This window comes from Pseudoalteromonas sp. N1230-9, assembly GCF_032716425.1.
Classification (GTDB): domain Bacteria; phylum Pseudomonadota; class Gammaproteobacteria; order Enterobacterales; family Alteromonadaceae; genus Pseudoalteromonas.
On record NZ_CP090420.1, the window covers coordinates 864,537 to 889,505 of the forward strand.

A 24,969-nucleotide genomic window follows, 5' to 3' on the forward strand; every position below is an offset into this window, starting at 1 on the left:
TGATAATATGAGTAAAGCTTATTTAAATTCGACAAAACCTTTATCGTCGTTAGCTTTATATTTTTTAAGCGAGTCTTTTAATGCTGAATCTTGATCATCACTTAAAGGCCAACCAGCATCAATTAATTTTAAAAAGTCACACAAAGCCACCCAACCAACAACCTTTATAGATTTATCTTTTTCCCATTTCTCGCCATCCCAATCCATATAATCATAAGAACCAAACCCAGTTTCATACCGAACAGCTACAAAATATAATCCTGGCTGAATAGGGGGCTCATTCTCAATCCAGGCTACAGGAAGTTCTGCTTTACTCATTATTTTACCTCTCTGAATTCTTCAGCTTACTAAATTATTACTGCTTAACTTGTTAAGCGTTGTTTCCAAGTTTGCTAGATGATGAAAATGTTTTACAACAAACTTAACTTCCTTGGGCTCAGTGTAATGTTCAGTAATCTTATTAATACAATCTAATTGCAAGCTTGCAGCAGTATGGATATTACTAAAATTGTTTTTTCTATCTCAAATGTAGATGAACTATCGTGATTAGCGAAGTGTTCGATTTACTTTTACTGTGTAAGCAGCTAATCGAGAATAAAAATTAAGATAGCTTCTAGTTTTGCAATATCCAAGTCTTCCTTTAGTCGTTTCAGCTAAACATTTCGTTTGGGCTTATAGATTATAATTGTTGATTAACTCGTCAATTTTTCTTCTCACTGGGGCTACCACATCTGATTGGTTTGCTAGTATGACGACAATGAATCCACTATCAAGATGAATATCTAAACGCGCATCAACCCCTAAATAGGCACCGCCGTGTCCTACTTTACGATTGTTAGGCTCGCCACTTACAGAAAAACCATAGCCGTACCAAAAAGCAGAGTTATATTGTGTCTTCTCAGAGTAAGCGTCTTCGGTAAAAGCTTTACTGAGTAATTTAAATTCGGTTAGAGCCAGAGAAAAGTTATGTAAATCTTCGAGAGTAGAAAAACCGCCACCTGCGGGGCTGCCTTTAACCGCTCTGGTGTAACGGCTGTCTACCCAGTGGTCGCTATACGATCTTTTTAAATAACCAGACGCTAAGTTATTTGTTACCGAATCAAGCTCGAAACTTCCTGAATTAGGCATATTTGCTTTATTGTAAATATTTTTTTGAACATATTCGTAATAGCTTTCGCCAGAGACTTTTTCGATAACTAAGCCAAGCATTAACATTCCTGAGTTACTATAGCGGTTTCGTGTACCTGGCTTGAATAGCAGTTCGCTCTTTGATATGAGTGGCTTGTATGCAGCTAGGTCTCTGTATATTTCTTTATTACTTTGATTAAATTCGTCGTTAAAAAAGTTTCCTAATCCTGATGTATGTGTCATGAGCTGCCTGATAGTGATCAAATCAGCGTGCTCTTTGGGTAGCCAGCTCTTATCAACATACTGGATTAGCTTATCTTCAAATTTTAATTTCCCTTGCTCAATTAGCTGTAACGCTGCAATTGCAGTGAACATTTTGTTGATTGAGCCTAAGGCAAATCGTGTATCTATTTCATTTTTTTCATTCCATGTTCGATTCGCATAGCCGACAGCGTCTTGATAAATGATGTTACGGCCTTTAGCGACTAAGACAGAGCCTGAAAAAGCATCTTTAGCAGCTAGGTTATTTATAAAGCTCGACAGTGCTTTTTTTAGTTCTTGCTCAGAAATCGGCTGTTTAGGTATTTCCTGCGATTCAGGGTCTTGTAATGTGAAATAATTAAATTTATGAGGAGGGTTCTCTTCTTTATTGATGATTAGGTTATATTTTAGCTTATTCTTGCTGGATATAACTTCGACTATTTCATTGCTACCTTCGGGTGGTAAAATGTTTACTAGCTGGAGCTTGCCATAGGTATTTTGGGAGTTTAGAAAGACGCCTACATGCGCATCAATACCAAACCTTTCTATTACATTTTCAGACATATTATTAGAAACATAATCAATGACCTCAAGGCGCGAGCCTTCATTAAATACGTTGATGAATGTGGGAGCTAACGCTTTATTCGCTAATGAGGGGAGAGAGTAAAGTAATGTGGTTATGATTAATAAAAACGTTTTCATTGAAATTCCTTTGCTGATGAAAAGACAGAGTGGAGATAGTGTTAGTTGTTTTATCTTCGTCCACTACTTTTATGCGGCAAGAACTAATTTTGACGTTCATTAAGTGCAAAAACAGCTAGTTAATACCAATAATAAGATGATGCTAAATTAATAATTCTATGTTTGTTTTACAAAAAATGTATGCGCGAATTTACTGTGTACTCGATAAAGAAAATACCTTCTGCTATCTTCTGAATACTTCATTTTACCTCCTACTAGCAATTTATCGCTGTTTCATAAATGCGACAGCCAGCCCTGAAGAAACAAACGTGACCCCAGCTCCAATATTTAGCCCTGAGACTAGCTTGGGCTTATCTTTCAACCATTTAAAGAGTTGCGATGAAAAAACACCCATTAGGCTAAAGCCAATTGCTGTTAATATCGCAAACCAAACCCCGTAACCAATCATTTGAATTGTTACTGAACCCAAGTTAGGGTTCACAAACTGGGGTACAAATGCCAGAACAAAGATCCCTGGTTTGGGGTTTAATGCAGCTGAGAGAAAGCCGGTAGAAAAGATAGTTGTTAGAGATTGTTTCTTAGCAGGCTCTAATGAAAAGAGGTTTTTCGTACGTAGCACTTTTACACCTAACCAAATTAGGTAAGCGGCACCAACTAGTTTTACGACATAAAATGCGACTTCAGAGGTTTGAATTAACAGCGTCAGGCCAAAAGTAGCGGCAATAACATGAAATAAAATACCCGCACCAGAAGACACTCCCGACATAACCGCCGCCATTCGACCTTGACTTAATCCTCGTCCAATCGCGAGTAAATTATCTGGCCCAGGAGAGATAACGAGCAATAAGCAAGCAAGTGTATAAGTTACAAAAACCTCGAGTGGGAACATGAAACCTCCTTGTTACATGGCAAATAAAGCAAATAACTATATGTTTAAAGACGATGTGTACTTTATTTATACTTTCATTGAATGCTGCTTTTGTAAACTAGTTATATGGACTAATGTAAAGAGGCACTCGATAGGGGAAAGGGTTTTTAATCTTTATTCGTATTGATATTGGTGAGTTATTTTTGGCAAAAAGCCCCAGGAAACCTAGGGCTTAATAGTGTTACAAGCTCTTTTTCGGTGGCAGTGCAACGTTTGCGAATATAAGGCCTGCCACGAGCGACATGAAGATCAAAAAGGTTTGTTGACCAATGTGATCAGCATATACAAAATCTTGACCCTCAATTAATGAGTTAAGACCAATATAAGTTTTACTGCCCGGAACCAATACAATTAAGCCTTGCATAGCAACAATAGAAGCAGGCGCATTTGCTACACGGTTAAATAAATTACTAAACACACCCACAGCAAGTGCACCAACAAAAGTACCTAATGTGTAATCTAGATACATTGCCGAGCCAATACTGGTTCCATAAGCAATAAAGCCAGAGGCAATAGACCAAACGGCATGTTTAATCTTGGTTCTAAAAATGACAATTAGGCTGCTACACAGCATAAAAATAGCCAGCCATGCTGTCCACTTGGGTAATGGCTCAGGTTGTATAAAGTCTGTTTGTCCAAAGAGGGCAAAGCCAATTCCAATCCCTATAAAAGCACCAAAATAAAGCTTAAATAACAGCATAAAGGAGTCCATCACCCTTGCTGTACCAGATACTAAGTGTCTTGCAGCAAGTTCAGCGAGCCCAAGGGCAAGGGCAAGCCCAGGTATAAACACAATAATGGCAGAAAGCACCACTAAGCGTATGTTTATTTCGGCATCAAGATAGACACTAATTGCACAGGCTAAAATTGCTGAAACGATTGCGACTAATGGTTCGAGCATATGAGCGACACGTTTAGAACGTGTTGACCAAAGTACAAATAAATAAACAACGAGCGTGAGTAATGCTGACCAAAATACGTCATTCCAGCTGGTGCCCATTAACATTGCAAATGCACCACCAGAGGTTGCAAACGCGACACCTGTGGTAAATTTGTTGTACGGATTAGGCATGGTGTAAATAATGTCGAGCTGTTTATCAACCTCTTGTAACGTTAACTCGCCATTGAGCATTTTGTTTACTAAGTCATCGGTATCAGCCAGCGAGCCTAAATCGTGATCGCCAGGATCTACACGTGCAACATGGGTGTATTCTTCTTCGTGGCCGTCTGTCCAGATCACAAAAGTAACGGATGTGGGCGACATAACAAAGGAAGACTTGAGCCCAAGGTATGTAGCAACTTCCATTAGGTGCGCTTCAAGTCGGTAAGCAGGTGTGCCATATTTATGGAGCATTTTACCCAGCTTAACGATAAATTTTCGTTTTTCAGTAAACGTTGCGTTTTTCAAAGGTGTTTTGAACCAAAGGTTAAATTGTTCAGTTAAGGATAGACCAAATTTCAATAAGATATAGTCATTGCTAAAGACAATATCGGTTAAATTTTCCAGCGCGATTTTAGCGGCAAACGCCGCTATGTCTAGTAATATTTAAGAGGAATTTACTTATTTTTTGCCTCAATCCATTGCGCCATATATTGTGTTGAACGCATAGTGTGATGTTTCAGCATTTGCCCCGTGAAATTTGCTTGCCTATGGCTAATAAGAGATTCACTCACGGCCTTTATTTTAGCGATTAGTTGGGTTTGAAGCTTTGATTTATCATAATATTTTTGCAGTAACTGTTGCCCATGTTGTTGGGCTTGAGTAAATTGCGCTTCGCTTTTGTAAAGTGCAACCGCTGCGTCGGCAAACTGCTCGGTACTTTCGCATAGGGCACCCGGCCAAGGTTCATCTTTGTGCATACCTTCACTGCCAATTGGGGTGGTGACACTCGGTGTTTGCATAATCATCGCTTCAAGTAATTTACCTTTGATCCCAGCCCCAAAACGTAGTGGCGATAAGCACACTTTAGCCTCTTCCATTACTTTATAGGCATCTTCAGCCCAGCCTTTAATTAAAAAGCCTGTTTTTGGATTATTAAGTGCCGTTGCTTTGGGTGGTGGATAAGAGCCGTAAATATGTAATTCGGCATCAGGCAATTGTTTTCGAATAAGCGGCCAAATCTGTTGTAAGTACAAAACAGCATCCCAATTTGGCGCATGACGAAAATTACCTATCGTCATAAAATGTTTGCGCTCACTGAATGATTTAGTGGCCAGGGGCAATGTTGTTAAATCAACTAAAAAGGGGAGGTGGTGAAGCAAGGCTGCATCGACGTTGAATACGTCATTCAGTAACTGGATTTCAAAGTGTGAAATGATCAAACTAATGTCAGAGCGCAAGATGGCGGCAATCTCACGTTTTGCAATATCGCTGTGTAAATCTGCTGTGGTAAATTCGCGCCCTGCTTTATGTGCTTCGTGGCGGGCGTTTCTTAAACATTGAAGGTCTTCAGTGTCGAGAATTTTCAGAGCGTTAGGGCAGTATTTATCAATACGCCAGCCAAATTGTTCTTCCATCATAAAACGGTCAAACATAACAATATCGGGATTATAAGATTGCACATAGTCATCAAAACTTGAGCAATTTAGTGCAATAACCTGTGTACTAATGCCATCATCACTGAGGTCGACCATGTGTTCTGTTTTTTGTGCAGGGCTTGCAAATTCAACCTGCCAACCTTCGCTGCGAAAAGCCCGCAATAATGACATCATATGTGTGCCGGCTGCTGAGGAATTTGGCTCAGGCCACACATAGCCGATCACTAACACTTTTTTCATTTACTTGAGTCTCTTATTTGTAGGTTGACGTCCACCAAGGTTCGAACAGGGGGAGTCGACTGATTGAGCAATTCGTTGAGTACTTGGCAGGTTCTTTTGCCTATTTCATCGGCATTGATAGCAATGGTTGATAAAGAAGGCAGCATCAAGCGTGAGTCTTCAAGATCGTCAAAGCCAACGACCTTGATGTCTTTTCCAGGCTCAAGGCCATGTTGGCGCATAGCTTCAATAACGCCGTATGCGATCACGTCATTAAAACAAATAATTGCTTGCGTACTCGGTGCTTGCGTAATCAATTTATCGAACGCTTCGCGTCCACCTTGGCGATTGGTGGGGGCTTCAATGACGCATTTTTCATCATGAATGTTAAATTGTTTTAAAGCTGATAAAAAGCCGCTTAATCGTTCATGGTAATCAGATATTTCACTAGTGCCACCTAAAAAAGCAATGTCTTCAATACCCTGTGACAGAATATGGGAGGTGGCTACATGCGTGCCTTTTTTATTATCCGGCAGAATACAAGGGGCTGCAGAAAATGGGATCTCACGCATAATATTAATAACAGGAAACCCGCTTTCTATTAGATCATCTTGCCAGCTTTGCTCAGTGCCAGGAGCCGGACACATGATAAAAGCAGCGACATTATATTCTTTTAATGTTTTTACAACTTGTTTTTGCCTTTCAACATCCTCAGCAATGTTTACCAACATAGGTAACATACCTAAAGCTAAAATATGCTTTTCAAGGCCTACTGCCAGTTGCGCAGAATAGGGGTTAGTTAAGTCATTAATGACAAGGGCAACCAAGTTTGAGCGTTTACTTCTCAGTGCCGCTGCATCACGATTGTATACATACCCCAGCTTTTCAATTGCGCTAAGTACTTTATCCTTACTTTTTTTACTGACCTTATCACTGTTTGTTAGGACTAAAGACACGGTAGATTTGGATACTTGAGCTTCTTTAGCAACATCCCAAATCGTGACTTTGCCTGTTTTTTTAATCATTATATTTAGCGATAAGTAGTGAAAAGAGTACGCTTATTTTAGCGTAATTTTCAGGTTTAAGTCACTGATTGGCAGCTAAAAGAGTCGAAACTCTTTATGAATTGCCCTAAACTGTCTAGATTATCGAGAATAAAAACGAAAAAGGAACCGATATGAAAGCATTTAAATTGCTTTTTGCGCTAGTTATTGGCGTATCCGTTAGTGCCTCCAGTTTCGCCAACGAAGGATACCAAACTCCGTCACCAGCTCTTGCGGCTGTTGTTGATGCCAAGTTAGCGCCCAGTAGCTACCTATCAAATGATGGTCAGTGGTTGGCGTTATTCGATAGAAAACGCATTGAAACATTACAAGACCTGTCAAAAGAAGAGCTTAAGTTAGCGGGTATAAAACTTAACCCTGCTAATTTCTCACGTTCTCGAGAGCGAACAAAATTTACAAATATCGTTCTAAAGCATGTTGAAACAGGCACCGAAATAGAGGTAACGGGGTTACCTCAAGGCATTATTCGCGCGCCAAGTTGGTCTAGCGATAGCCAGTATTTAGCGTTCGTTGTAGAACAAGCGTCTGCTGCAAACTTATGGGTTTATAATGTCAGTACTAAACAAGCAAGGCAGTTAAGTGACACCGCTTTAAACTCAGTGCTTACTCGTTCGCCCTATAGTTGGCTACCAGATAGCAGCGCGTTGGTTGCTAATGCAGCCGTTAATTTAGGCAAAGCACGCCTTTCGAATGACACAACGGGGGCAGTGCCCGTTATTCAACAAAGTAGCGGTGAAAAAGCCCCTGCGCGTACGTATCAAAATTTACTTAGTAGCCCATTTGATGAGGCGCAATTTAAGTTTTATGGACAAAGCCAACTTACCTATATTCCGCTTAGTGGTCAGGCACAGCCGATTGGCCAACCAGGCTTAATTAAATCATTTTCAGTCTCACCTGATTCAACCAATATTTTAGTAGGCATGATTGATGAGCCATTCTCATATCAAGTTCCTTACAGCCGGTTTGCAGCCACATGGCAAATATGGGGTATGCGAGGGTATACGTTAGCTGAGCTCGCTAAGCAGCCGCTAGCAGACAACATCCCACAAGGTTATGACAGTGTTCGTACTGGTCCTCGTGAGTTTCAATGGCGTGCAGATCAAGGTGCAGAAGTTATTTGGGCACAGGCGCAAGATGGCGGCGATATGAAAACAGACGTGCCTCATCATGACTATCTTTATAGCTTGCGTGCACCGTTTAAACGTGACCCAAAATTATTTGCTAAAGTCGAACGTCGCTTTGATTCAATAGAGTGGGGCAATAATAATGTTGCACTGTTATCTGAATGGCGCTTTAGTGATAGGCAGTTACGCACATACGTTATTCAGCCGCGCAATGCTGATCAAAATCGCGTGTTATTTTCAGAGCGCAGCTATAACGATGCTTATAAGGATCCAGGTAAACCCATTTATGAGCGAAACGATCTCGGTGTAAGTGTTATAAAAGTCGTTGGCGGGCGTTATGTTTTCCTACGTGGTAATGGGGCATCTGAACAGGGGAATATCCCATTCTTAGATCGTTATGATGTAAAAACAAACTCAAAAACGCGTATTTGGCAATCGGCTGCACCTTATTATGAACGTATTCGTGCGATGCTGGATGATGAAGGTGAACGACTCATTACCATTAGAGAATCTAAAACCGAGCAACCTAACTTTTTTATCCGTGATTTAGACGACGATACACTGACACAACTAACGACGTTTGAGCATCCTTACCCTGAGTTTAAAGGGGTCACAAAAGAGCTTATTCGTTATCAGCGTGATGATGGTGTTGAGCTAAGTGGTACCTTATACCTGCCACCAGACTATGATAAAACCCAAGGCACATTACCTGTGTTAATGTGGGCTTACCCACTTGAATATAAAGATAAAGCGGTTGCTTCACAGGTACGTGAGTCTCCTTATCAATTTACCTATATTGGTTATTGGGGGCCAATGCCTTATCTTGCAAAAGGGATTGCGGTATTTGACGACCCGAAAATGCCAATTGTGGGTGTTGATGGCAAAGAGCCGAATGATTTATTTCGTAAACAGCTGGTGGCAAGTGCTAAAGCTGCGGTTGATGTGTTAGTTGAAAGGGGCATCGCAGATAAAGATAACATTGCTATAGCTGGTCACTCATATGGTGCCTTTATGGTGGCAAACTTATTAGCTCATAGTGATTTATTCAAGACAGGTATTGCTCGCAGTGGCGCTTATAACCGCACCTTAACGCCATTTGGTTTCCAAGGTGAGGAGCGTGATTTTTGGCAAGCCCAAGATGTGTATGCGGCTATGTCACCGTTTTTCCATGCTGAGAAAATCAATGAGCCAATGTTAATGATCCACGGTCAAGAAGATCCAAATTCAGGTACATTCCCGATGCAAAGCGAGCGTATGTACGCGGCATTAAAAGGCCTTGGTAAAGAAGCCCGCTTAGTGATGCTGCCGTATGAGGCTCATGGCTATCGCGCTCGTAAGAGCCTATTGCATGTGCTTTGGGAGCAAGAGCAATGGCTTGATAAATACTTACTAAGTGAAGAAGAGCCTGCAGAGCCAGCTGCCGCTGAAAGTGTCACTCAGTAATTAGTTAAATGTTTATATTAAAAATCCCCGCCCTCGAAGCGGGGATTTTTGTATTTATGGTTGTAAAGTTTCTTTCAAAGTAAAGAAATCGATTTAATGAGTTGTTTTTGTTACTACATTAGCCAAATATCAATTTGCCATTTATTTGCTGTAGATAGAGGTAAGATTTTCTGTTATTAATAATTAGTTGTTAAAGGTATTAAGATTAAATTGAGCTAAATATGGAAAAAGCCCATTGGCTTGATATTAAGTTTATTTAGAAAATGGAGTTTTAATGAAAAATATTTTATTGCTTACCTTATTATTAACCTCTTCTTTTTCTTTAGCTTCTAAAGAGTTAGATTTGGAAAAATTCGCACAAACATATTTCAAGCTTATGACAGCTACTCAGTCTCCTAATGCATCTAGTGTTGAGTTAGAAAAATACCTGTCTTTACTAACAGACGATATTGGGCATTCCCATTTACCTTATGTTGTTGATGATTCTAGATTACCTGATGGCAAAGAGTCGATGAGAAAGGGGATGACTTTTTACTTGGGAGCACATACCGAATATGAAGCGACGTTATTAGACGTATTTGTTTTTAACAAATCAGCCATTGCGATTCGATACAAAAATTATGCAAAAGGTGTACATCCACAAAGTAAACAGCCGATTGAATATTCTCAAACAATGATGGAAGTGCTTGAACTAGAAGATGATAAAGTTGCGGTAATTCGTAAGTATCATGAGTAATGTTTATAATTCAACTAACGTTCTCAGATAATAAATCTCAAGCTAAAGATTTCATGGAGAGCCATAAAAAATGGCTCCAGTCGGGGTTCGATAAAGGCATCTTTGTGTTATCTGGAAGCTTACAGCCTAACGCAGGCGGCGGCCTTATTGCAGTCGATGTTTCCAAGCAGGAGATCGAAGAAATTGTCGCTGAAGATCCTTTTGTAATCGAAAATGTAGTTAAACCTGAAATCATTGAGTTAGCGCTATCTAAAGCTGATGAACGCTTATCATTTTTGCTCGATAACAGGTTGTAATTGCTCGCTTAACCAATCAATAAACACCCGAGTACGCCTTGGTAAATGACGTCGATTTGGGTAGACGATATTAATTGGCATGGGCGGCAAGTTATAGTCAGGTAAGACTTGCACGAGCTCACCTCGGCTAAGCTCATCGATAACTCCATGGCGTGGCACTTGAATAAGGCCAAGCCCTGCTAAACACGCTGCTCTATAGGCATCCGTATTGTTAACTGTGAGCTGCGATTTCATGGCTAGAATTTGCCAATCGCCTTGTGTATCTTGGTATTCAAAGCCTGGGTCAAGTTGACCGAGTGTTTGGCTATAGCGAACAATGTAGTGCTCGTCTAAATCAGCCAGTTTAGTGATGTTGCCATACTGTTTAATATAACTTGGGCTTACACAGTTGATCATCGGGCAGTGGCCAATTCTTTTAGCGATCAGCGATGAGTCTTCTAAATTACCGACTCGCACTACACAATCAAACCCTTCTTCAATTAAGTTCACACGCCTGTCTGAACTACTCAGTTCAATCTCTAATTGTGGGTGTGCAGATAAAAAATGCTCTAGATTCGGCAGTACTAAACGCCGACTAATTGGTTGTGGCATATCTACTCTAAGACGCCCTGATAACGCTTCGTCATTTTTATGAAATAGAGTTTGTAGTTCGTCTATATCAGCAAGCATATCTTTACATCGCTGATAAAAAACAGTGCCTTCGTTGGTGAGTGTAACCCGCCTTGTTGTGCGGTTTAGGAGCCGAGCACCTAGCGTATCTTCGAGTTGTTTAACTAACTGCGAGACAGACGACTTAGGCATGCTCAGTGCAAGTGCTGCAGCTGAAAAGTTTTTTAGCTCAGCTACCTGAACAAAGGTTTTCATAGCATTAAGTTCATTCATGATTGTTTGCTATTTACGAACAGTTATTTCAATTTTACATGGTTTATCTAGTTTTGCAGTGTAAATATACTGGTTGCTCAAAATTACTTCAAAGCAAAAAGGTAACAACGATGAGCAACAAAATTGCAGTGATCACAGGTGGTAATCGCGGTTTAGGTAAAAATACGGTATTAAGTTTGGCACGTAAGAATATTGATTGTGTGTTTACTTATCGAAGCCATAAAGATGAAGCGCAACAAGTCGTAGAGGAAGTCGCAGCGCTGGGGGCAAAAGCAGTCGCTATGCAACTTGATGTTAGCGATATTTTAGGTTTTGCTGAATTTAAACAATCACTTGAAAACATTTTAAAAACACAATGGCAAACATCTCGGTTTGATTATTTAATCAATAATGCAGGTCATGGTAGTGACAGTGCGTTTGCTGATACCAGCGAAGCCATGTTTGATAATTTGATGAATGTACATGTAAAAGGAGTGTTTTTCTTAACGCAAACACTGCATGAGATGATAAGCGGTGGCGGGCGCATTATTAACTTATCTTCAGGGCTGACACGGTTTGCTTTACCAGGTAAGGCAGCTTACGCCACCATGAAAGGGGCTGTTGAGGTCATGACCAAATACATGGCAAAAGAACTTGCAGGGCGAAATATTGCGGTGAATGTCGTTGCACCTGGCGCAATTGCAACTGACTTTGGGGGTGGTGTTGTGCGTGATAATGAAGATGTTGCGCAATTAGTAAGTTCATTTACCGCTATGGGGCGAGTTGGTCAAGCGGATGATATCGGTCCTATGATTGCGCAGTTACTCGGCGATGAAAATCGTTGGGTCACTGGACAGCGTATTGAAGCATCGGGTGGCATGTTTTTATAATCCTCAAGCGAGTGTGATGTCAGTGATCGCGTGTTTGTTTGCTTATTGAAATGAATGTGATTTAATCGCCTTCTCTTTTTAAGCAACGAACATGTGATTGCATTTATGCTCGATTTGGCAGTACTCGCGGTTTTTATTCCGACCTTTTTCTTTGTTTCTATTACGCCAGGAATGTGTATGACACTTGCCATGACACTCGGTATGAGTGTAGGCGTTAGACGTACTCTTTGGATGATGGTAGGTGAAGTGCTCGGTGTTGCAGTGGTTGCTATTGCTGCAGTGATTGGAGTTGCCAGTATAATGCTTAACTACCCTGAGTTATTTGCTGTTTTAAAATACTTAGGAGGGGCCTATCTTATTTACCTTGGCATCAATATGTGGCGCGCAAAAACAAGCTTTAAACTTGGCAACGAGGCTGAGCAGAAAATAGCGCGAAGCCAATTATTCTCGCAAGGGTTTATTACTGCGATAGCGAATCCTAAGGGGTGGGCATTTATGATATCACTCTTGCCCCCTTTCATTAATGTTGATGCCGCCGTGGCGCCTCAGTTAGCTATATTGCTGAGTATTATTATGCTTAGTGAGTTTATTTGCATGCTTATTTATGCCACAGGTGGTCAGAGCTTGCGGGTGTTTTTAGATAAAGGGGATAACGTTAAGTGGTTGAACCGTATTGCGGGTGCTTTGATGATGGCTGTTGGTGTATGGTTAGCTTTGGGCTAACCATACACTTTTCTAATTAAATGAGCTCTTTATCGTTGGTTACGAGATTAAAGCATTGTTTTAGTGTCTCGATTGCTGTTTTTGTTTTCGCTGCAAGGCTATCTCTAGCGGGTGTAACTGCGTACACAGTGTAGTCAGGTAAAGACCACTCAGGAGCAATTTCTATAAGCTCTTTGCTTTTTAATAAACTTCTCACTTCAGGCTCAGGCAGTACACCATAACCCACGCCATCACACACTAGCTTGGTAAGACCTTGCATATTATTGACGATAATTTTTGCCTTAGGTAATGGTTTACTGTCAAGGGTAAGTGCATTGAATGCATTACTGTCGGCGCTGATATGGGAAACTCTGGCATGGCATTCAAGATCATTCCATGTTGCGTGCTGAATTTTGCTGAGCGGGTGATCTTTATGGGCGCATAATTTAAGTGGCCATGTTGCGAGTTTACGAGCCACTAAATTAGAGTCTGTTAAAGGGCCGATTGCAATGGCCAAATCAGCACCAGATTTGATCATATCGACGGGTTCATCTGTTAAAACAAGCTGAATGCTTAAATCATCAAATTGATGGATCAGCTGTTTTAACGGCTCACTCAATAAACCACTGCCAAAACCTACCGGCGCAACCAGTTTTAGCTCCCCACTTGGATTTCTTTGCAAATTTTGCAATTGACTACTGGCATGTTCTGCCAGTGTGAGCATTTTCAAACAGCTTTGATAATACACATGCCCAGCTTCTGTTAGGGTCAATTCTCTTGGGCTTCGATTAAATAAACTTAACCCAACCTCTTGTTCTAAATGTTTGATGTGTTGGCTTACCGCAGATGTGGTCATTGCCAGCTCTGTTGCGGCACTGCTCATATTGCCTGTTTCAACTGTTCGAGAAAATACTCGTAATGTTTTAACTAGTTTTGAGTTCATTGTTCAGGCCTTCTTAATTCAGTTTTAAGAAATCGTAAATTGTAGAAATAGGGACTTCTCATTAATATCGCAAACGCTAATTATTATCATTTATAAAACAAATGTCACGGAGTATTATTATGTCGAGGGTAGTTTCTACGCTTTTACCACTTAGCGCAGCAGTGTTAGCTGGATTGTCTAGCTACGCAAATGCAGATGATAAAAAACAAGATATGGAAGTAATCGTGGTATCAGCATCTGGCTATGAGCAAATGCTTAAAGAAGCGCCTGCGAGTATTAGTGTGATTGATCGTGAACAACTAGAAAAACGCTTTTATCGTGACTTAACAGATGCCATGACTGACGTGCCAGGTGTTGTTGTAACAGGCGGCGGGGACCGAAAGGACATTAGCCTACGTGGTATGGCAAACCAATACACCTTAATTTTAATTGATGGTCAACGCCAAACCTCACGCGAAACCCGCCCAAACAGTGATGGCCCAGGTGTTGAAGGGGCGTGGACTCCACCTATTTCGGCGATTGAACGTATCGAAGTTATCCGCGGTCCTATGTCGTCATTATATGGCTCAGATGCAATTGGTGGGGTTATCAATATTATTACTCGCAAAACACCAGAAAAATGGTATGGCGAACTGCGTTTAGACAGCACTATTCAAGAGTCAAGTGAGTCGGGTAATATCAATCAAGGCAGTTTCTTTACTGCGGGTGGTTTAATTCCTGAGTTATTAGGTATGCAGCTATCGGGTCAATTTTCAAAGCGTGATGAAGACGATTTTGAAGCAGGCTTTCGTGGCAAAGAGCAAAGTAACTTAAAAGCGAAGTTTATTTTAACCCCATCAGATAGTCACGAAGTGATGCTTGAGATAGGCGGCGCACGACAAAAGCTCGATGAAACATTGGGTAAAACGGTTGCTCCTTTAGCCGAGGGCGAAAGTTGTGGGCGCAATGGTTGCCCTGAATCATCAACAACTGAATATGAGCAAGAGACCTATTCATTGAGTCATAATGGCTTTTATGATTTTGGCTCATCACGCAGTTACATAAAATACGATAAATTCGATAATACTTCTCGTGAAATGTATGTTGAAAATACGGATGCACAAACAAGCTGGACTTTACCTTTTACCAATCATAACGCTGCATTTGGTGCATCGTATTTAAAAGAAGAGCTAGACGATTACACCAGTAACCGCATTAGTGATTTAACCCATGTGGAGAATGAGCAATGGTCGGTGTTTGCTGAAGATGAATGGAGTGCAACTAAGCGTTTCAAGCTAACAACAGGGCTTCGTTACGATCATGATGGTAACTTTGCAGGCCACTTTAGTCCTCGATTATATGGTGTATACACTGTATCAAAAGCGATAACACTTAAAGGGGGGATTTCAACAGGCTTTAGAGCGCCGAATATTCGTCAATCTACCGCAGCTTGGGGGCAAGTGAGCCGTGGCGGTAACATTTACGGTAACCCTGATTTGAACCCTGAAAAGTCAGTAAACTATGAAATGGGTATTTATTATGATGCAAATCGTGATTTAACTCTTTCGAGCACAATATTCTACAACGAATTTGATGACAAAATTACCCGTATTTCATGCCCATTAACACAGTGTACCGATGGACCAAACCAGTTTGGTTCAATGCCGACGACCTATGTCAATGTGGATGAAGCCGTCACGCAAGGCTTTGAGTTATCTGTATCTTACGACATTACCAGTGAGCTTGATGTAAGTGCAAATTACACTTACACAGATTCTGAGCAAAAAACCGGTGAATATAAGGGCAGTCCACTTAACCAATTACCTAAGCATATTGTCCAAACCTCAGTAAATTGGCGTCCGGTTGATAAGCTAGGCACATGGTTACGCGTTCATTACCGTGGTGAAGAAAGCCAGCCTACAACAGGGCCATCACAAAGCAGCCTAATTGCGCCAGATTACACCTTGGCTGATATTGGTGGTAACTATGATTTAAGCCGCAGCATTAAGTTAGGTTTTGGTGTTTATAATCTATTTGATAAAGAAATCACTGAAGATGAATACGGCTATGTTGAAGATGGTCGACGTTATTGGGTATCACTTGGGTTGAGCTTTTAAAAACTAAAAGTCTATGAGTGTGGCTCTTGGCTACACTCATAGAATGTACTTTACATGTTTTTTGAGACTTAAAATTTACTCTTTAGAGGACATTGAACTGCCCACTGATGCTGTTATCACAAGTAAAATAGCAAGCCATTGCCATATGCTTAAAAATTCACTTAAGATTATAAATCCGGCGAGTGCCGCTATGGCAGGTTCTAAACTCATCATAATACTAAAGCCTTGGGCTGGCATATTTCTCAGTGCTACCATCTCAAGGGTATAGGGCAATGCGCTCGACATAACGGCAACTAAAATACCTAATGGCAGAACTTCCCAGCTTAATAAGGCCATACCTTGTGACGCTGCACCATAAGGTACTAACACAATAGCAGCTACACTCATACCCATTGCTACAGTCATACCGCCAGAGCCTTGGTTACCGGTCTTTTTGCCAAACAAAATATAAAACGCCCAACAAGCACCGGCAGCTAATGCCAATATAACACCTACAGGATCTAAACTGTCTTCGCCTTTCATATCAGGTAGTAACAAAATAATGCCAGCAATCGCACAGGCAACCCAGAAAAGGTCGCGCTTTTTTCGTGATGAAAGTAGGGCAACTGCAAGTGGGCCAGTAAACTCCAGCGCGACACCAATACCCAAAGGAATACGCTCTATGGCGTAATAAAACAGAATATTCATACCGCCTAAGCTCAGCCCGTAAACAATGACTGGCATTCTTTGGCCAACAGGAGGAAAGGCACGCCAAGGTTTAAAAATTAAACATAAAATGGCGGCAGAAAAACCAAGGCGTAAAGCGGTTGTGCCCTCAGGGCCAATCAAAGGGAATAATTGCTTAGCAACAGAAGCGCCTGATTGAATTGTAACCATGGCTAGAAGAACGCAAATAACAGCAATTAGAAACGGTGGTATAGTGCGCGGCATCACTGTCCTTATGAAATTTTTAAGCTAGAATTTGCCGCGATTCTACTGATGTTTTTAGTTTTAAGAAATGTTTTTCGTTAAATGAATTTAGTTATTAGTAATGTGAACAGGGTAGTAAATTCCTTTACTACCCCAGCTAAGTGCTAGCTTAAGCTTGGCTTAGTTTATTGAAGCTTGGCATGATCCTGTCAGGCTCTGCTTTGCGCTGGTTTCGCTTAGCAAGTGCAAAGAAAATAACGCTGAAAATAATAGCGACAGCATCCACTAAATAACTTGAATACAGAGCAAAGCCATTATGGGTTGTCAGCAATTTTACAAAACTAGAAATAACCATGGTTGCGCATAAGGCTGCAAGTAAATATAAGCCCATTGCAGTTGCTCTGCTTGTGCCTTTTACAAAGGTGAATCCAACAAATGCAAAAAATACCGCGTAATAACATATTAATGTGCCGTAATTAGTATTAGCAACGATGCTGGGCAGCCATTTGGCGGTGATCAAGGTGCTTACGACAGCAAGCATCGAGCCCAAACACACACCAATCGTAAGCTTTGCCATGAATAAAGTACTGCGTTTAGTCGGGTCTTTTTTAAAACGTTTATCAATCCATAGTAAGTTACCAGAATAGAATAAAAATGCGCCCAGTAGGCCCATCATAAAGTAGCCCCAGCGTCCCCATTCACCACCGTAGGTGCCAAAGTGTAAAGAAAATATACTGGCGACCATATTGCCCCAAATACTTTCATCACCTTGCGGGTAGCTAGAGTTTATCACTTCTAAAGTATATGGATTCATAAACAAGTAATCAGTTTCTGGACCGCGCACGACGGCTTGTTCATTACTCATCATAAATACAGCTGATGGAGTGGCTGAATTTAGGTTGCTGTAGCGGACATGAATCGGGGTATAGCCTGGTGCATAGTTTTTAGCAGCTAAAATTTGCTCATTTATACGTGGTAAATCTTTAATATGATAGCTTTGTGCTGCTGGGGGAGTGCGTTCAAATAAAGGCTTATCGCCATAAAATTGAGCAAGACCACCATAAATAAAATCGTGAAAAGCAAACACCACAACAGTAAATGCAATCACTAAATGAAAAGGTAAGCTGGCAATGCCAATTAGATTATGACTATCGAGCCAAAAGCGGCTTGGGCCTTTTTCTTTACGAAGCGCAAAAAATGTTTTCACTAAGGTAGGCAGTAAAATAATTACGCCAGAGACAAGCGCCAAAAAGTACAAGACAGAAGCGATGCCCAACACATAAACCCCTGACTGATCATGACCAATTTCGCCTGCAATGCCTGCAGTGCGATGTAAATAGTCCACTAAATCAGCAAGTTTGTTCTCTGTTTGTTGTTCTATTGTGAGCTGTCCCTTTGCGCTTAAATAAGCTGTTTGTAGCTCATTATCTAGGTGCATACCACGTGGACCACCTTTTACATACCAAGAAAGAGGCGCATTTTCAGTATGTAAATCGAGACTAAATCCTTTTGCCAGTTGCGCTGGTTTTTCAGCTATTGCAGCATCCACTAAAGGTTGGTAATCATAGTTCTCAACCGTAACTTTAGAAGCTTGTAGAGGAGCTGCCCATTGTTGGATTTCATGCTTGAACATGGTTAAGCTGCCTGCATAAAAGCCAATAAATAGCACTAAACCTGCGATGATCCCTGTCCAAGTATGTACGCCTTGATAGGTACGTAAAATATCAGACCTTACTTTCATAGCCCACCTCTTAGCATAAAAAAGCCTGTGTAAAGCAGTACAGTTAACCCACCTAAAAGTAGCCATGCCTGTTTTGCAGAATTAAATAAGTAAGTGAAACTAAAAATAGATAACCACAAGGGAGGAATCATCCACATGTTGAACTGTACTTTATCGCGCGCATCAATCCCGCCTGGACCATACCACGCAAAAAAAGCGATAAGTATAAAAGCAAGCGCTAATCCTAGTAGTGCGCCTGCGAAGGTCTTACCTAGCCATGTCGGCTGATATTTTTGAGAGCGAGTCATGAATTATCCTTTTTATAGAACAAGCTTAGAAGTGGGATCAGCATTAACATTATCATCAGTGTAAAAATGACTAAAAATACAGTTGCGGAGTTTGAAAACTGTTGAGAGGTCAAAATAATAGCGGTGATTACTAAGCTTACAGCGACCCCTCGAAAACGTTTGTTCAAAGGTTTTATTAATAAGCGTTGCTGCTTTCGAGTGCAATAAAATATCCCCACCGCTAATGCAAGCAGTAAGGTTGATAAAGTAAAAAACATAGGTAGTTAGTTGTAGTTATTTTTTATAATTCTAAATGATAACTAAACTCAATTGCAATAGTGTTTTCGTTGTGCTAGATTTTTTCGCGCTTTTCTATTAGCTCAAACATTCATAAATACTAATAATCTCTTTTTGGGGAAAGAAAATTGGCCACTGCATTTAAATTAAACTCACTATCAGCTGTGATTGCAGCTTTATTACTTGTTACTAATACAGCCGTATTAGCTGATGACGAAAGTAATCGAAAATCGATGGATACGATTGTTGTCACCGGTGAAAAAACTGAAAAATCATTGAAAGAAACCATGTCATCAGTTGCTGTTGTTGATACGTCATTAATTGAAAATGGTCAGCTTGCATCTATATCAGAAGCACTTTCAGAGATGGCTAATGTGGTTGTGTTAACTGGCGCAGTACCGGATATGCGGGGTGTGTCTGGCAATGGTGGTGCAACAGGTTTTAACTCATTTAGTGGTGGTTCGAAAGCGCGTGTCTCAACATTAATTGATGGGGTAAGCCAGCCCTTTGTTGCAGACCTTACGGGCGATACTGGTCTTTGGGATATGGAGCAGATCGAAGTATACCGAGGCCCGCAATCTACAAGCAATGGCCGAAATAGTATTGCAGGTGCGGTATACATGAAAACTAAAGCACCAACGCAAGAATTTGAGGGAGCAGTGCGCGTTGGTTATCGTAATCAAGATAACTATTTTGATACGGCGGCGGTTATATCGGGGGCACTCGTTGAAGATGTGTTAGCATTTCGCTTATCAACGCAATATATTGATGGTGAGACTTTCTCTAACCCACCAGTGTACGACACAAACCCAACAGATCAAGAACTAAACAAGCTGGATACTAGTAGCACGCGTGCCAAGCTCCTTTATACCCCATTTGAGGATTTATCTGTACAATTAACCTATTCAACATACAACGAAGAGGGTAACGCTGGACGTAAATACTTTGAAGCTGTTGAGCCAACCGATTATATACCGCTATTTCAACGTATTCTGGATACTGAATCAGATACAACACAGGTCAATGTTGACTACAAAATTAATGAAAACTTCTCGCTGGATGTGCTCGTTGCCTATATGGATTACAAATGGGCATTTGATGCCTATGAGCCGCAGCAAAGTGCTGAATCAGATGTATCGATGGATGAATCAAATGTAACCCTAGATACTAAATTAAACTTTGGCTTAAATAGTGATTTTTATTCAGGTTTTGTCGGGCTTGCTTATTTTGACCGTGATCAAGATTTTGAGAGTGTAGGGGCTACTTATTACTTCGGTGATGATAGCAGCAAATCAACGGCAATTTACGGTGAATCAAGCTTTAACTTGAATAGCCAACTTACTTTAACAGCAGGGCTGCGTATTGAGCGTGAAGAACAAGTACGTAACTTCAATATGGCATTTCGCGGTGACATGCTTGTTGAGCAATTAGATGACTCGCATACTCTACGTTTACCTAAGCTTGCGCTGCAATACAAAATTACCGAAGAAACAACGTTATTTGCAAGTGCTCGCAGAGGTTACAACGCCGGTGGTGGCGCATTAGACTTTACTGCTGAAGATTATTACTACTACGATGAAGAGACGGTAAACACCTATGAAATCGGCTCTCGTAGTGTCTTAAATAATGGCGATCTAAATATTAGTGCTAATGTGTTTTATAACAACTTTAACGGTTATCAGGCACTGAGCGCAGCACGAAGAATTACTAATATTGAAGATGCACACAGCTACGGCTTAGAGCTTGAAGCATACAGTATGTTGGGCGAACAATGGCAATTACATGGTGGTTTAGGATTATTAAAAACTAAAATCGATGAATCGTCAGCATTTCCTGAAGCTGTGGATAATGACCTTAACTCAGCTCCTGAATTAACAGCAAGCTTAGGTCTATCGCACTGGTTAACAGATAGCCTAAAAGTTAATTTGAGCGCTAATTATGTTGATGAGTTTTATGGTGACTTAACAAACACAGAAGAGCGCGTTGCGGGCGATTATACCCTTACTCGTTTAACGATTACTTACGATACTGAGCAATGGTTGATTAGTGCATTTATTAATAATGCATTCGATGAGCAAGAGTACACAGCAAGAGAGCCTGCCAGTGGTCGTTACCCGCAAGGTTATGTGGGTGTTGTGAACCCACAAACTTTAGGGGCTTCAGTTACCTATAGATTTTAAACGGTATTAAACTAGTCAGCCAGTCTCATTGGGTGACTAGTTTAATTTGAAACGGTTTATTTGTGCATTTAAGCTACTGGCTAGCTTAGAAAGCTCACTTGATGAAACAGAAATTTTTTCAGTTTGCATTTGAGCTTCTTTACTTGTTTCTTGAACATCATTCAAACGCTGAGCAATATCTTCAGTGACTTGAGATTGCTGCTCAGAAGCCGACGCTATTGTTAAGTTTGCATCTGAAATTGAATGAGCTTGGGTACTTATTTCTTCTAGCATAAGCCCCACATTTTCAGAGTTAACAACAGCTTCTTTGATCTGTGAATCGCTTGAGCGTATGCGATTTGTTACGGCATTACTCGCGGTTTGCAGCGAATCAATTTTATCTTGAATCTCAAGCGTCGAGCTTTGAGTTCGGCTCGCCAGTGTGCGCACTTCATCAGCCACAACGGCAAAGCCTCTACCTTGTTCGCCGGCTCTAGCAGCTTCGATAGCAGCATTAAGGGCTAATAAATTAGTTTGTTCTGCAATGTTACTGATCACACTCAAAATAACGGTCACTTCTTTGACTGATGACTCTAAGTTATTGAGGTCATTCAATGATTGATTGAGTGTGGCGGCAACGGACTCTACAGATTTGATCCCTTTATCGACAATGGTTAAGCCTTCTTGCGTTTTGTTATTGGCAGCTGTTGCACTTTGCGCTGCTTCTGCACAGTTCTGCGATACTTCTTTCACAGCTGTGGAGTTTTCATAAACGGAGCTAGATATAACTTCGATAGCTTGGCTTTGTCTATCATTAAGTATTTTTGCTTGCTGAGATACGCTATCGAGGTTAGCTGCTGAAATCTGTGCTTGATCAGAAAGACTATTAATCTCTTTTAAAAGGCTTGAAAGTTTATCAACCATTAAGTTAAAGCTGGCAGCAAGCTTACCAATTTCGTCGTTACTGACATGGTCAATGTAGCGTGATAAATCGCCTTGTGAAATTCGGTTTGCTTCAGTAATCAGCCCTTGTGTTGCCTTAATCACTTTTTTCTCTAGCTGAATATAGCAAAGTATTAAAGTGCATATAATTGCAATAACAAAAGCAATACTGATAATACTGAATGTTGAAACCTTATCATTGTTTTGTGTCACTTGTTCGGCACTTTTGCGCTCTATAGAAGACAAAAATTCACTAACAGGTTGCTGGATTTTGCCCACTTCAGTCATGTAATTTTCATCGGTAAGTAATACGATAGCGTCAATCCATTGGCTTTTGTCTTTCCCACTTATTACATGTGGACCTTGCCCTACCAGGTGATCTACTAGGGCGAATGCCTGCTCTTCTGTTTCGACTAATTTCAAGGAAAGCTCGTTTGACTCTGCGAGTAATGCTAAATCAGACTTATCGACATTATAGGCTTGTAGCCTTGCTAAATAGCTTTTCTTTTCGCCATTGAGCCAAGCAATATCCCCTTGGATTTGTCCAACTAGTTCAAAGTATTGTTGCTTATACTTGCTCTGTAGAGTAACAACATATTGCCTAGCAAGTTCCGTTAATTTGATAGAGTTAGACGACGATAATTTAGCGAGGTGACTCAATTCATATCGTTGTTGTGCAGCCTGTTGGCTGTCAGATAGGCCAGACTTTAGCATTAGGATAATGATTAATAATCCAGCTGCTAGAGTAATCGTTGCTGCAAAAACAGCTCTTAATAAATACCTAATGGACAAAGGTAAACTCTCATTAATTTACAACAGTTATTATTAACCATAGTGCAAAAATAATGAGAGTAAATATAATCACAGCAAGAAAAAATAATTTCAAACTTAATGATTATTTAAGGCTGTAGAGTCTAAACGAAAGTTTAGCTATATTTATCAGCAGGGTAGACAACACCTAATTGAGCTCTTGCTTCATCAAGCACAGCCATAACCTGTTTTGATAAAGTATGTGTGTTGACACTCGACTCAATCTGCCCTGCTTTTACTGCATTAATAAAGTGGCTTACTTCATGGCGCATAAAGTGCTCATCAAATGGCTCTGAGAGTTCCTCAACCGTGCCATCATTACCAATAAACTGCATACGTTTTAATAGTGATACTGCTTCGATACGAATACGGCCTTTTTCACCTTGAATTTCAGTAAAATTATCACCTTGCGAGATTTTAGAGTAGCTGATCACCGCTTGTTTATCGGCGTAATTCAATAACACATCGCCAGCGCCATCAACACCTGTTTCAAGCAACACACCGCTGGCTTTTACACTCTGAGGCGCGCCCCATAAAGCGAGTAAAATATAAAGCGGATAAATACCTAAATCGACCAGTGCACCATTAGCAAATTCTGGCAAGAAAGTATTTGGCCGCTCGCCATTTTTATATTTATCGTAACGTGATGAGTATTGACTATATTGACCAATATATTTACGCGGTGTGCCAATTTTTGTGAGGGCATTTTTTAAGCGTGCAAAGTTTGGTAAATGCGTGGTCATCATCGCTTCCATGTATAGGCGTTGATGGGTTTTTGCCGCTTGAATGATTGCCGCAAGCTCTTTGCTATTAGCAGCCGAAGGCTTCTCACCTAAAACATGTTTACCGGCTTCTAAACACATGACAGCGTAGTGTTTGTGTAGGCTATTTGGTGCGGCAATGTAGAGGGCATCGACTAATGGGTCTTGGCAAACTTGTTCAATATTAGTGAACACTTTAGCGTCAGCCATGTCGTGCTTTACAAGAAAAGCTTCGCCTGTTTGCTGCTCTCGAGAGCACACGCCATATAAGGAGAATTGTTCAATTTGTTTGGCTGCACTTAGTAGCGTGTCGCTTATAAAATTGGTACCGACAATCACAAAGTTCATGGTTACTCCTCGTTGTTTTGTGCAAGCCATGCTTGCCAATCCTGTTCAAATTTTTCCATTTGCTTATGTTTTTTGCTTAACAAATGTTTGTCTTCATCTTCTTGTGCCATATAAGGACCAACGCGGCATAATGCACAGTGTTTATCACCTAAATAAGCGGGTAAAGTCAGCTTAGAGGTAATCTCGCTGTTCGTTTTTTCGCTAAAGACGTAGGTAATGCCACTGGTGTCTTTAACGTGCTTATCGCGGTCAACATTGCGAATTTTATAGCCAGGGAACAGGTTAATATCAAATGGCATTTGCCCCAAGTATTGACAATTAAGCCCTTGATTTAAGCTGCCTTCAATATTCCATTCGCGATAGGGTTTTACATCTTTAGAGGTGATGTAACACAGCATTGGGCCGTTTTTATTTAATGCAAATTGACTAGCGTAGTCTAAGTAGCGATGCAACAAAGCACGGTTTAACACATTCATACCACCGAGTTTTGTATTTGCTTTAAATGCAGCTTCACCTACAAAAGCTGGAATGAGTGGAAATTGAAAAATTACCACATCGAAACGAGCATCTCCTAAGCGCTGCCACGATTCAGGTTTTGTTACATCAAACTCGGTAAGTGTTTGTATATTGAGTTGTTGCAAGGCGCTAAGTGCATTGTCGGCATATTTTTGTTCTATGGTATTTGCATCATCATAGGTCGAAGCAACAAGCTTTTTGGGTTTTAAATGACTTGCTAAAGCATGCGAAAATGATAAATCACCATCGCCAACCGTTAATATGCGCCAACTCGGGTCTAAATACATGC

The 24,969-nt window shown here is 40.7% G+C and carries 21 protein-coding genes; 7 read left to right on the forward strand and 14 right to left on the reverse strand.

The features are described 5' to 3' along the window. Window positions 1–18: 18 nt before the first annotated feature. The 6 genes from LY624_RS21180 to LY624_RS21205 all read right to left on the reverse strand — a co-directional run bounded on the left by LY624_RS21180 (window position 19) and on the right by LY624_RS21205 (window position 6,801). Window positions 19–318: a hypothetical protein gene (locus tag LY624_RS21180; RefSeq protein ID WP_341804619.1), complete on the reverse strand. Its 300-nt coding sequence runs from the start codon at window positions 316–318 to the stop codon at window positions 19–21. A gap of 354 nt (window positions 319–672) precedes the next feature. Then, the gene (locus tag LY624_RS21185; RefSeq protein ID WP_341804620.1) at window positions 673–2,091 is read right to left on the reverse strand and encodes a serine hydrolase domain-containing protein; all 1,419 of its coding nucleotides are present in this window, start codon (window positions 2,089–2,091) and stop codon (window positions 673–675) included. 262 nt (window positions 2,092–2,353) lie between these two features. Then, entirely contained in the window at window positions 2,354–2,980 is a 627-nt protein-coding gene (locus tag LY624_RS21190) for a LysE family translocator (protein ID WP_130152406.1), read from the reverse strand. Window positions 2,981–3,200: 220 nt separating this feature from the next. Next, on the reverse strand, window positions 3,201–4,427 hold the full coding sequence (locus LY624_RS21195; RefSeq protein ID WP_237119102.1) for a threonine/serine ThrE exporter family protein: 1,227 nt from the start codon (window positions 4,425–4,427) through the stop codon (window positions 3,201–3,203). Between the two features lie 149 nt (window positions 4,428–4,576). Further along, complete coding sequence (locus tag LY624_RS21200) at window positions 4,577–5,797, reverse strand: glycosyltransferase (RefSeq protein ID WP_341804621.1); 1,221 nt, start codon at window positions 5,795–5,797, stop codon at window positions 4,577–4,579. Next, complete coding sequence (locus LY624_RS21205; protein ID WP_237119100.1) at window positions 5,794–6,801, reverse strand: LacI family DNA-binding transcriptional regulator; 1,008 nt, start codon at window positions 6,799–6,801, stop codon at window positions 5,794–5,796. The genes LY624_RS21200 and LY624_RS21205 overlap by 4 nt, the downstream gene beginning before the upstream one ends. 152 nt (window positions 6,802–6,953) lie before the next feature. On the opposite strand from LY624_RS21205, the gene LY624_RS21210 reads away from it, so the two are divergent. The 3 genes from LY624_RS21210 (at window position 6,954) to LY624_RS21220 (ending at window position 10,439) form a co-directional block, all read left to right on the forward strand. Beyond that, window positions 6,954–9,407, forward strand: coding sequence for a S9 family peptidase (locus tag LY624_RS21210; RefSeq protein ID WP_341804622.1), 2,454 nt, complete (start codon window positions 6,954–6,956; stop codon window positions 9,405–9,407). 274 nt (window positions 9,408–9,681) lie between these two features. Continuing rightward, window positions 9,682–10,143 carry a nuclear transport factor 2 family protein gene (locus tag LY624_RS21215; protein ID WP_130152402.1) on the forward strand — a complete coding sequence of 154 codons (462 nt, stop codon included), beginning with the start codon at window positions 9,682–9,684 and terminating at the stop codon, window positions 10,141–10,143. Beyond that, on the forward strand, window positions 10,143–10,439 hold the full coding sequence (locus LY624_RS21220) for a YciI family protein (RefSeq protein ID WP_341804623.1): 297 nt from the start codon (window positions 10,143–10,145) through the stop codon (window positions 10,437–10,439). The genes LY624_RS21215 and LY624_RS21220 overlap by 1 nt, the downstream gene beginning before the upstream one ends. On the opposite strand, the gene LY624_RS21225 is transcribed toward LY624_RS21220, so the two are convergent. Next, entirely contained in the window at window positions 10,413–11,321 is a 909-nt protein-coding gene (locus LY624_RS21225) for a LysR family transcriptional regulator (protein WP_341804624.1), read from the reverse strand. The genes LY624_RS21220 and LY624_RS21225 overlap by 27 nt on opposite strands. A 110-nt stretch (window positions 11,322–11,431) precedes the next feature. On the opposite strand from LY624_RS21225, the gene LY624_RS21230 reads away from it, so the two are divergent. Then, window positions 11,432–12,190: an SDR family NAD(P)-dependent oxidoreductase gene (locus LY624_RS21230; protein ID WP_341804625.1), complete on the forward strand. Its 759-nt coding sequence runs from the start codon at window positions 11,432–11,434 to the stop codon at window positions 12,188–12,190. A 105-nt stretch (window positions 12,191–12,295) separates the two neighbouring features. Further along, entirely contained in the window at window positions 12,296–12,913 is a 618-nt protein-coding gene (locus LY624_RS21235) for a LysE family translocator (RefSeq protein WP_341804894.1), read from the forward strand. A gap of 16 nt (window positions 12,914–12,929) precedes the next feature. Here LY624_RS21235 and LY624_RS21240 read toward each other — a convergent pair whose 3' ends face one another. Continuing rightward, window positions 12,930–13,835, reverse strand: coding sequence for a LysR family transcriptional regulator (locus LY624_RS21240; RefSeq protein WP_341804626.1), 906 nt, complete (start codon window positions 13,833–13,835; stop codon window positions 12,930–12,932). Between the two features lie 119 nt (window positions 13,836–13,954). On the opposite strand from LY624_RS21240, the gene LY624_RS21245 reads away from it, so the two are divergent. Further along, window positions 13,955–15,931: a ligand-gated channel protein gene (locus LY624_RS21245; protein ID WP_341804627.1), complete on the forward strand. Its 1,977-nt coding sequence runs from the start codon at window positions 13,955–13,957 to the stop codon at window positions 15,929–15,931. Between the two features lie 75 nt (window positions 15,932–16,006). On the opposite strand, the gene LY624_RS21250 is transcribed toward LY624_RS21245, so the two are convergent. From LY624_RS21250 to LY624_RS21260, 3 genes are all read right to left on the reverse strand, one after another. After that, the gene (locus LY624_RS21250; protein ID WP_062567584.1) at window positions 16,007–16,861 is read right to left on the reverse strand and encodes an EamA family transporter; all 855 of its coding nucleotides are present in this window, start codon (window positions 16,859–16,861) and stop codon (window positions 16,007–16,009) included. Between the two features lie 148 nt (window positions 16,862–17,009). Continuing rightward, window positions 17,010–18,581 carry a PepSY-associated TM helix domain-containing protein gene (locus LY624_RS21255; RefSeq protein WP_341804628.1) on the reverse strand — a complete coding sequence of 524 codons (1,572 nt, stop codon included), beginning with the start codon at window positions 18,579–18,581 and terminating at the stop codon, window positions 17,010–17,012. Then, window positions 18,578–18,868, reverse strand: a complete 291-nt coding sequence (locus LY624_RS21260; RefSeq protein ID WP_130152392.1) for a hypothetical protein — start codon at window positions 18,866–18,868, stop codon at window positions 18,578–18,580. The genes LY624_RS21255 and LY624_RS21260 overlap by 4 nt, the downstream gene beginning before the upstream one ends. A 404-nt stretch (window positions 18,869–19,272) precedes the next feature. On the opposite strand from LY624_RS21260, the gene LY624_RS21265 reads away from it, so the two are divergent. Further along, window positions 19,273–21,324: a TonB-dependent receptor gene (locus LY624_RS21265; RefSeq protein ID WP_341804629.1), complete on the forward strand. Its 2,052-nt coding sequence runs from the start codon at window positions 19,273–19,275 to the stop codon at window positions 21,322–21,324. A gap of 36 nt (window positions 21,325–21,360) precedes the next feature. Here the strand turns inward: LY624_RS21265 and LY624_RS21270 are convergent, their stop codons facing one another. From LY624_RS21270 to LY624_RS21280, 3 genes are all read right to left on the reverse strand, one after another. After that, window positions 21,361–23,037, reverse strand: coding sequence for a methyl-accepting chemotaxis protein (locus LY624_RS21270; RefSeq protein ID WP_341804630.1), 1,677 nt, complete (start codon window positions 23,035–23,037; stop codon window positions 21,361–21,363). Window positions 23,038–23,171: 134 nt separating this feature from the next. Then, complete coding sequence (locus tag LY624_RS21275) at window positions 23,172–24,164, reverse strand: Gfo/Idh/MocA family protein (protein ID WP_341804631.1); 993 nt, start codon at window positions 24,162–24,164, stop codon at window positions 23,172–23,174. Window positions 24,165–24,166: 2 nt separating this feature from the next. Continuing rightward, entirely contained in the window at window positions 24,167–24,967 is an 801-nt protein-coding gene (locus LY624_RS21280) for a class I SAM-dependent methyltransferase (protein WP_341804632.1), read from the reverse strand. Between the last annotated feature and the right edge of the window lie 2 nt (window positions 24,968–24,969).

Excerpts from the sequence above, each read along its gene's own strand:
- LY624_RS21235 (WP_341804894.1), top strand. The coding sequence starts at position 12,296 with ATGCTCGATTTGGCAGTACTCGCGGTTTTTATTCCGACCTTTTTCTTT.
- LY624_RS21215 (WP_130152402.1), top strand. The coding sequence starts at position 9,682 with ATGAAAAATATTTTATTGCTTACCTTATTATTAACCTCTTCTTTTTCT.
- LY624_RS21220 (WP_341804623.1), top strand. The coding sequence starts at position 10,143 with ATGTTTATAATTCAACTAACGTTCTCAGATAATAAATCTCAAGCTAAA.
- LY624_RS21275 (WP_341804631.1), bottom strand. The coding sequence starts at position 24,164 with ATGAACTTTGTGATTGTCGGTACCAATTTTATAAGCGACACGCTACTA.
- LY624_RS21190 (WP_130152406.1), bottom strand. The coding sequence starts at position 2,980 with ATGTTCCCACTCGAGGTTTTTGTAACTTATACACTTGCTTGCTTATTG.
- LY624_RS21185 (WP_341804620.1), bottom strand. The coding sequence starts at position 2,091 with ATGAAAACGTTTTTATTAATCATAACCACATTACTTTACTCTCTCCCC.
- LY624_RS21225 (WP_341804624.1), bottom strand. The coding sequence starts at position 11,321 with ATGAATGAACTTAATGCTATGAAAACCTTTGTTCAGGTAGCTGAGCTA.
- LY624_RS21245 (WP_341804627.1), top strand. The coding sequence starts at position 13,955 with ATGTCGAGGGTAGTTTCTACGCTTTTACCACTTAGCGCAGCAGTGTTA.
- LY624_RS21240 (WP_341804626.1), bottom strand. The coding sequence starts at position 13,835 with ATGAACTCAAAACTAGTTAAAACATTACGAGTATTTTCTCGAACAGTT.
- LY624_RS21180 (WP_341804619.1), bottom strand. The coding sequence starts at position 318 with ATGAGTAAAGCAGAACTTCCTGTAGCCTGGATTGAGAATGAGCCCCCT.
- LY624_RS21230 (WP_341804625.1), top strand. The coding sequence starts at position 11,432 with ATGAGCAACAAAATTGCAGTGATCACAGGTGGTAATCGCGGTTTAGGT.
- LY624_RS21280 (WP_341804632.1), bottom strand. The coding sequence starts at position 24,967 with ATGTATTTAGACCCGAGTTGGCGCATATTAACGGTTGGCGATGGTGAT.
- LY624_RS21255 (WP_341804628.1), bottom strand. The coding sequence starts at position 18,581 with ATGAAAGTAAGGTCTGATATTTTACGTACCTATCAAGGCGTACATACT.
- LY624_RS21205 (WP_237119100.1), bottom strand. The coding sequence starts at position 6,801 with ATGATTAAAAAAACAGGCAAAGTCACGATTTGGGATGTTGCTAAAGAA.
- LY624_RS21210 (WP_341804622.1), top strand. The coding sequence starts at position 6,954 with ATGAAAGCATTTAAATTGCTTTTTGCGCTAGTTATTGGCGTATCCGTT.
- LY624_RS21260 (WP_130152392.1), bottom strand. The coding sequence starts at position 18,868 with ATGACTCGCTCTCAAAAATATCAGCCGACATGGCTAGGTAAGACCTTC.
- LY624_RS21250 (WP_062567584.1), bottom strand. The coding sequence starts at position 16,861 with ATGCCGCGCACTATACCACCGTTTCTAATTGCTGTTATTTGCGTTCTT.
- LY624_RS21200 (WP_341804621.1), bottom strand. The coding sequence starts at position 5,797 with ATGAAAAAAGTGTTAGTGATCGGCTATGTGTGGCCTGAGCCAAATTCC.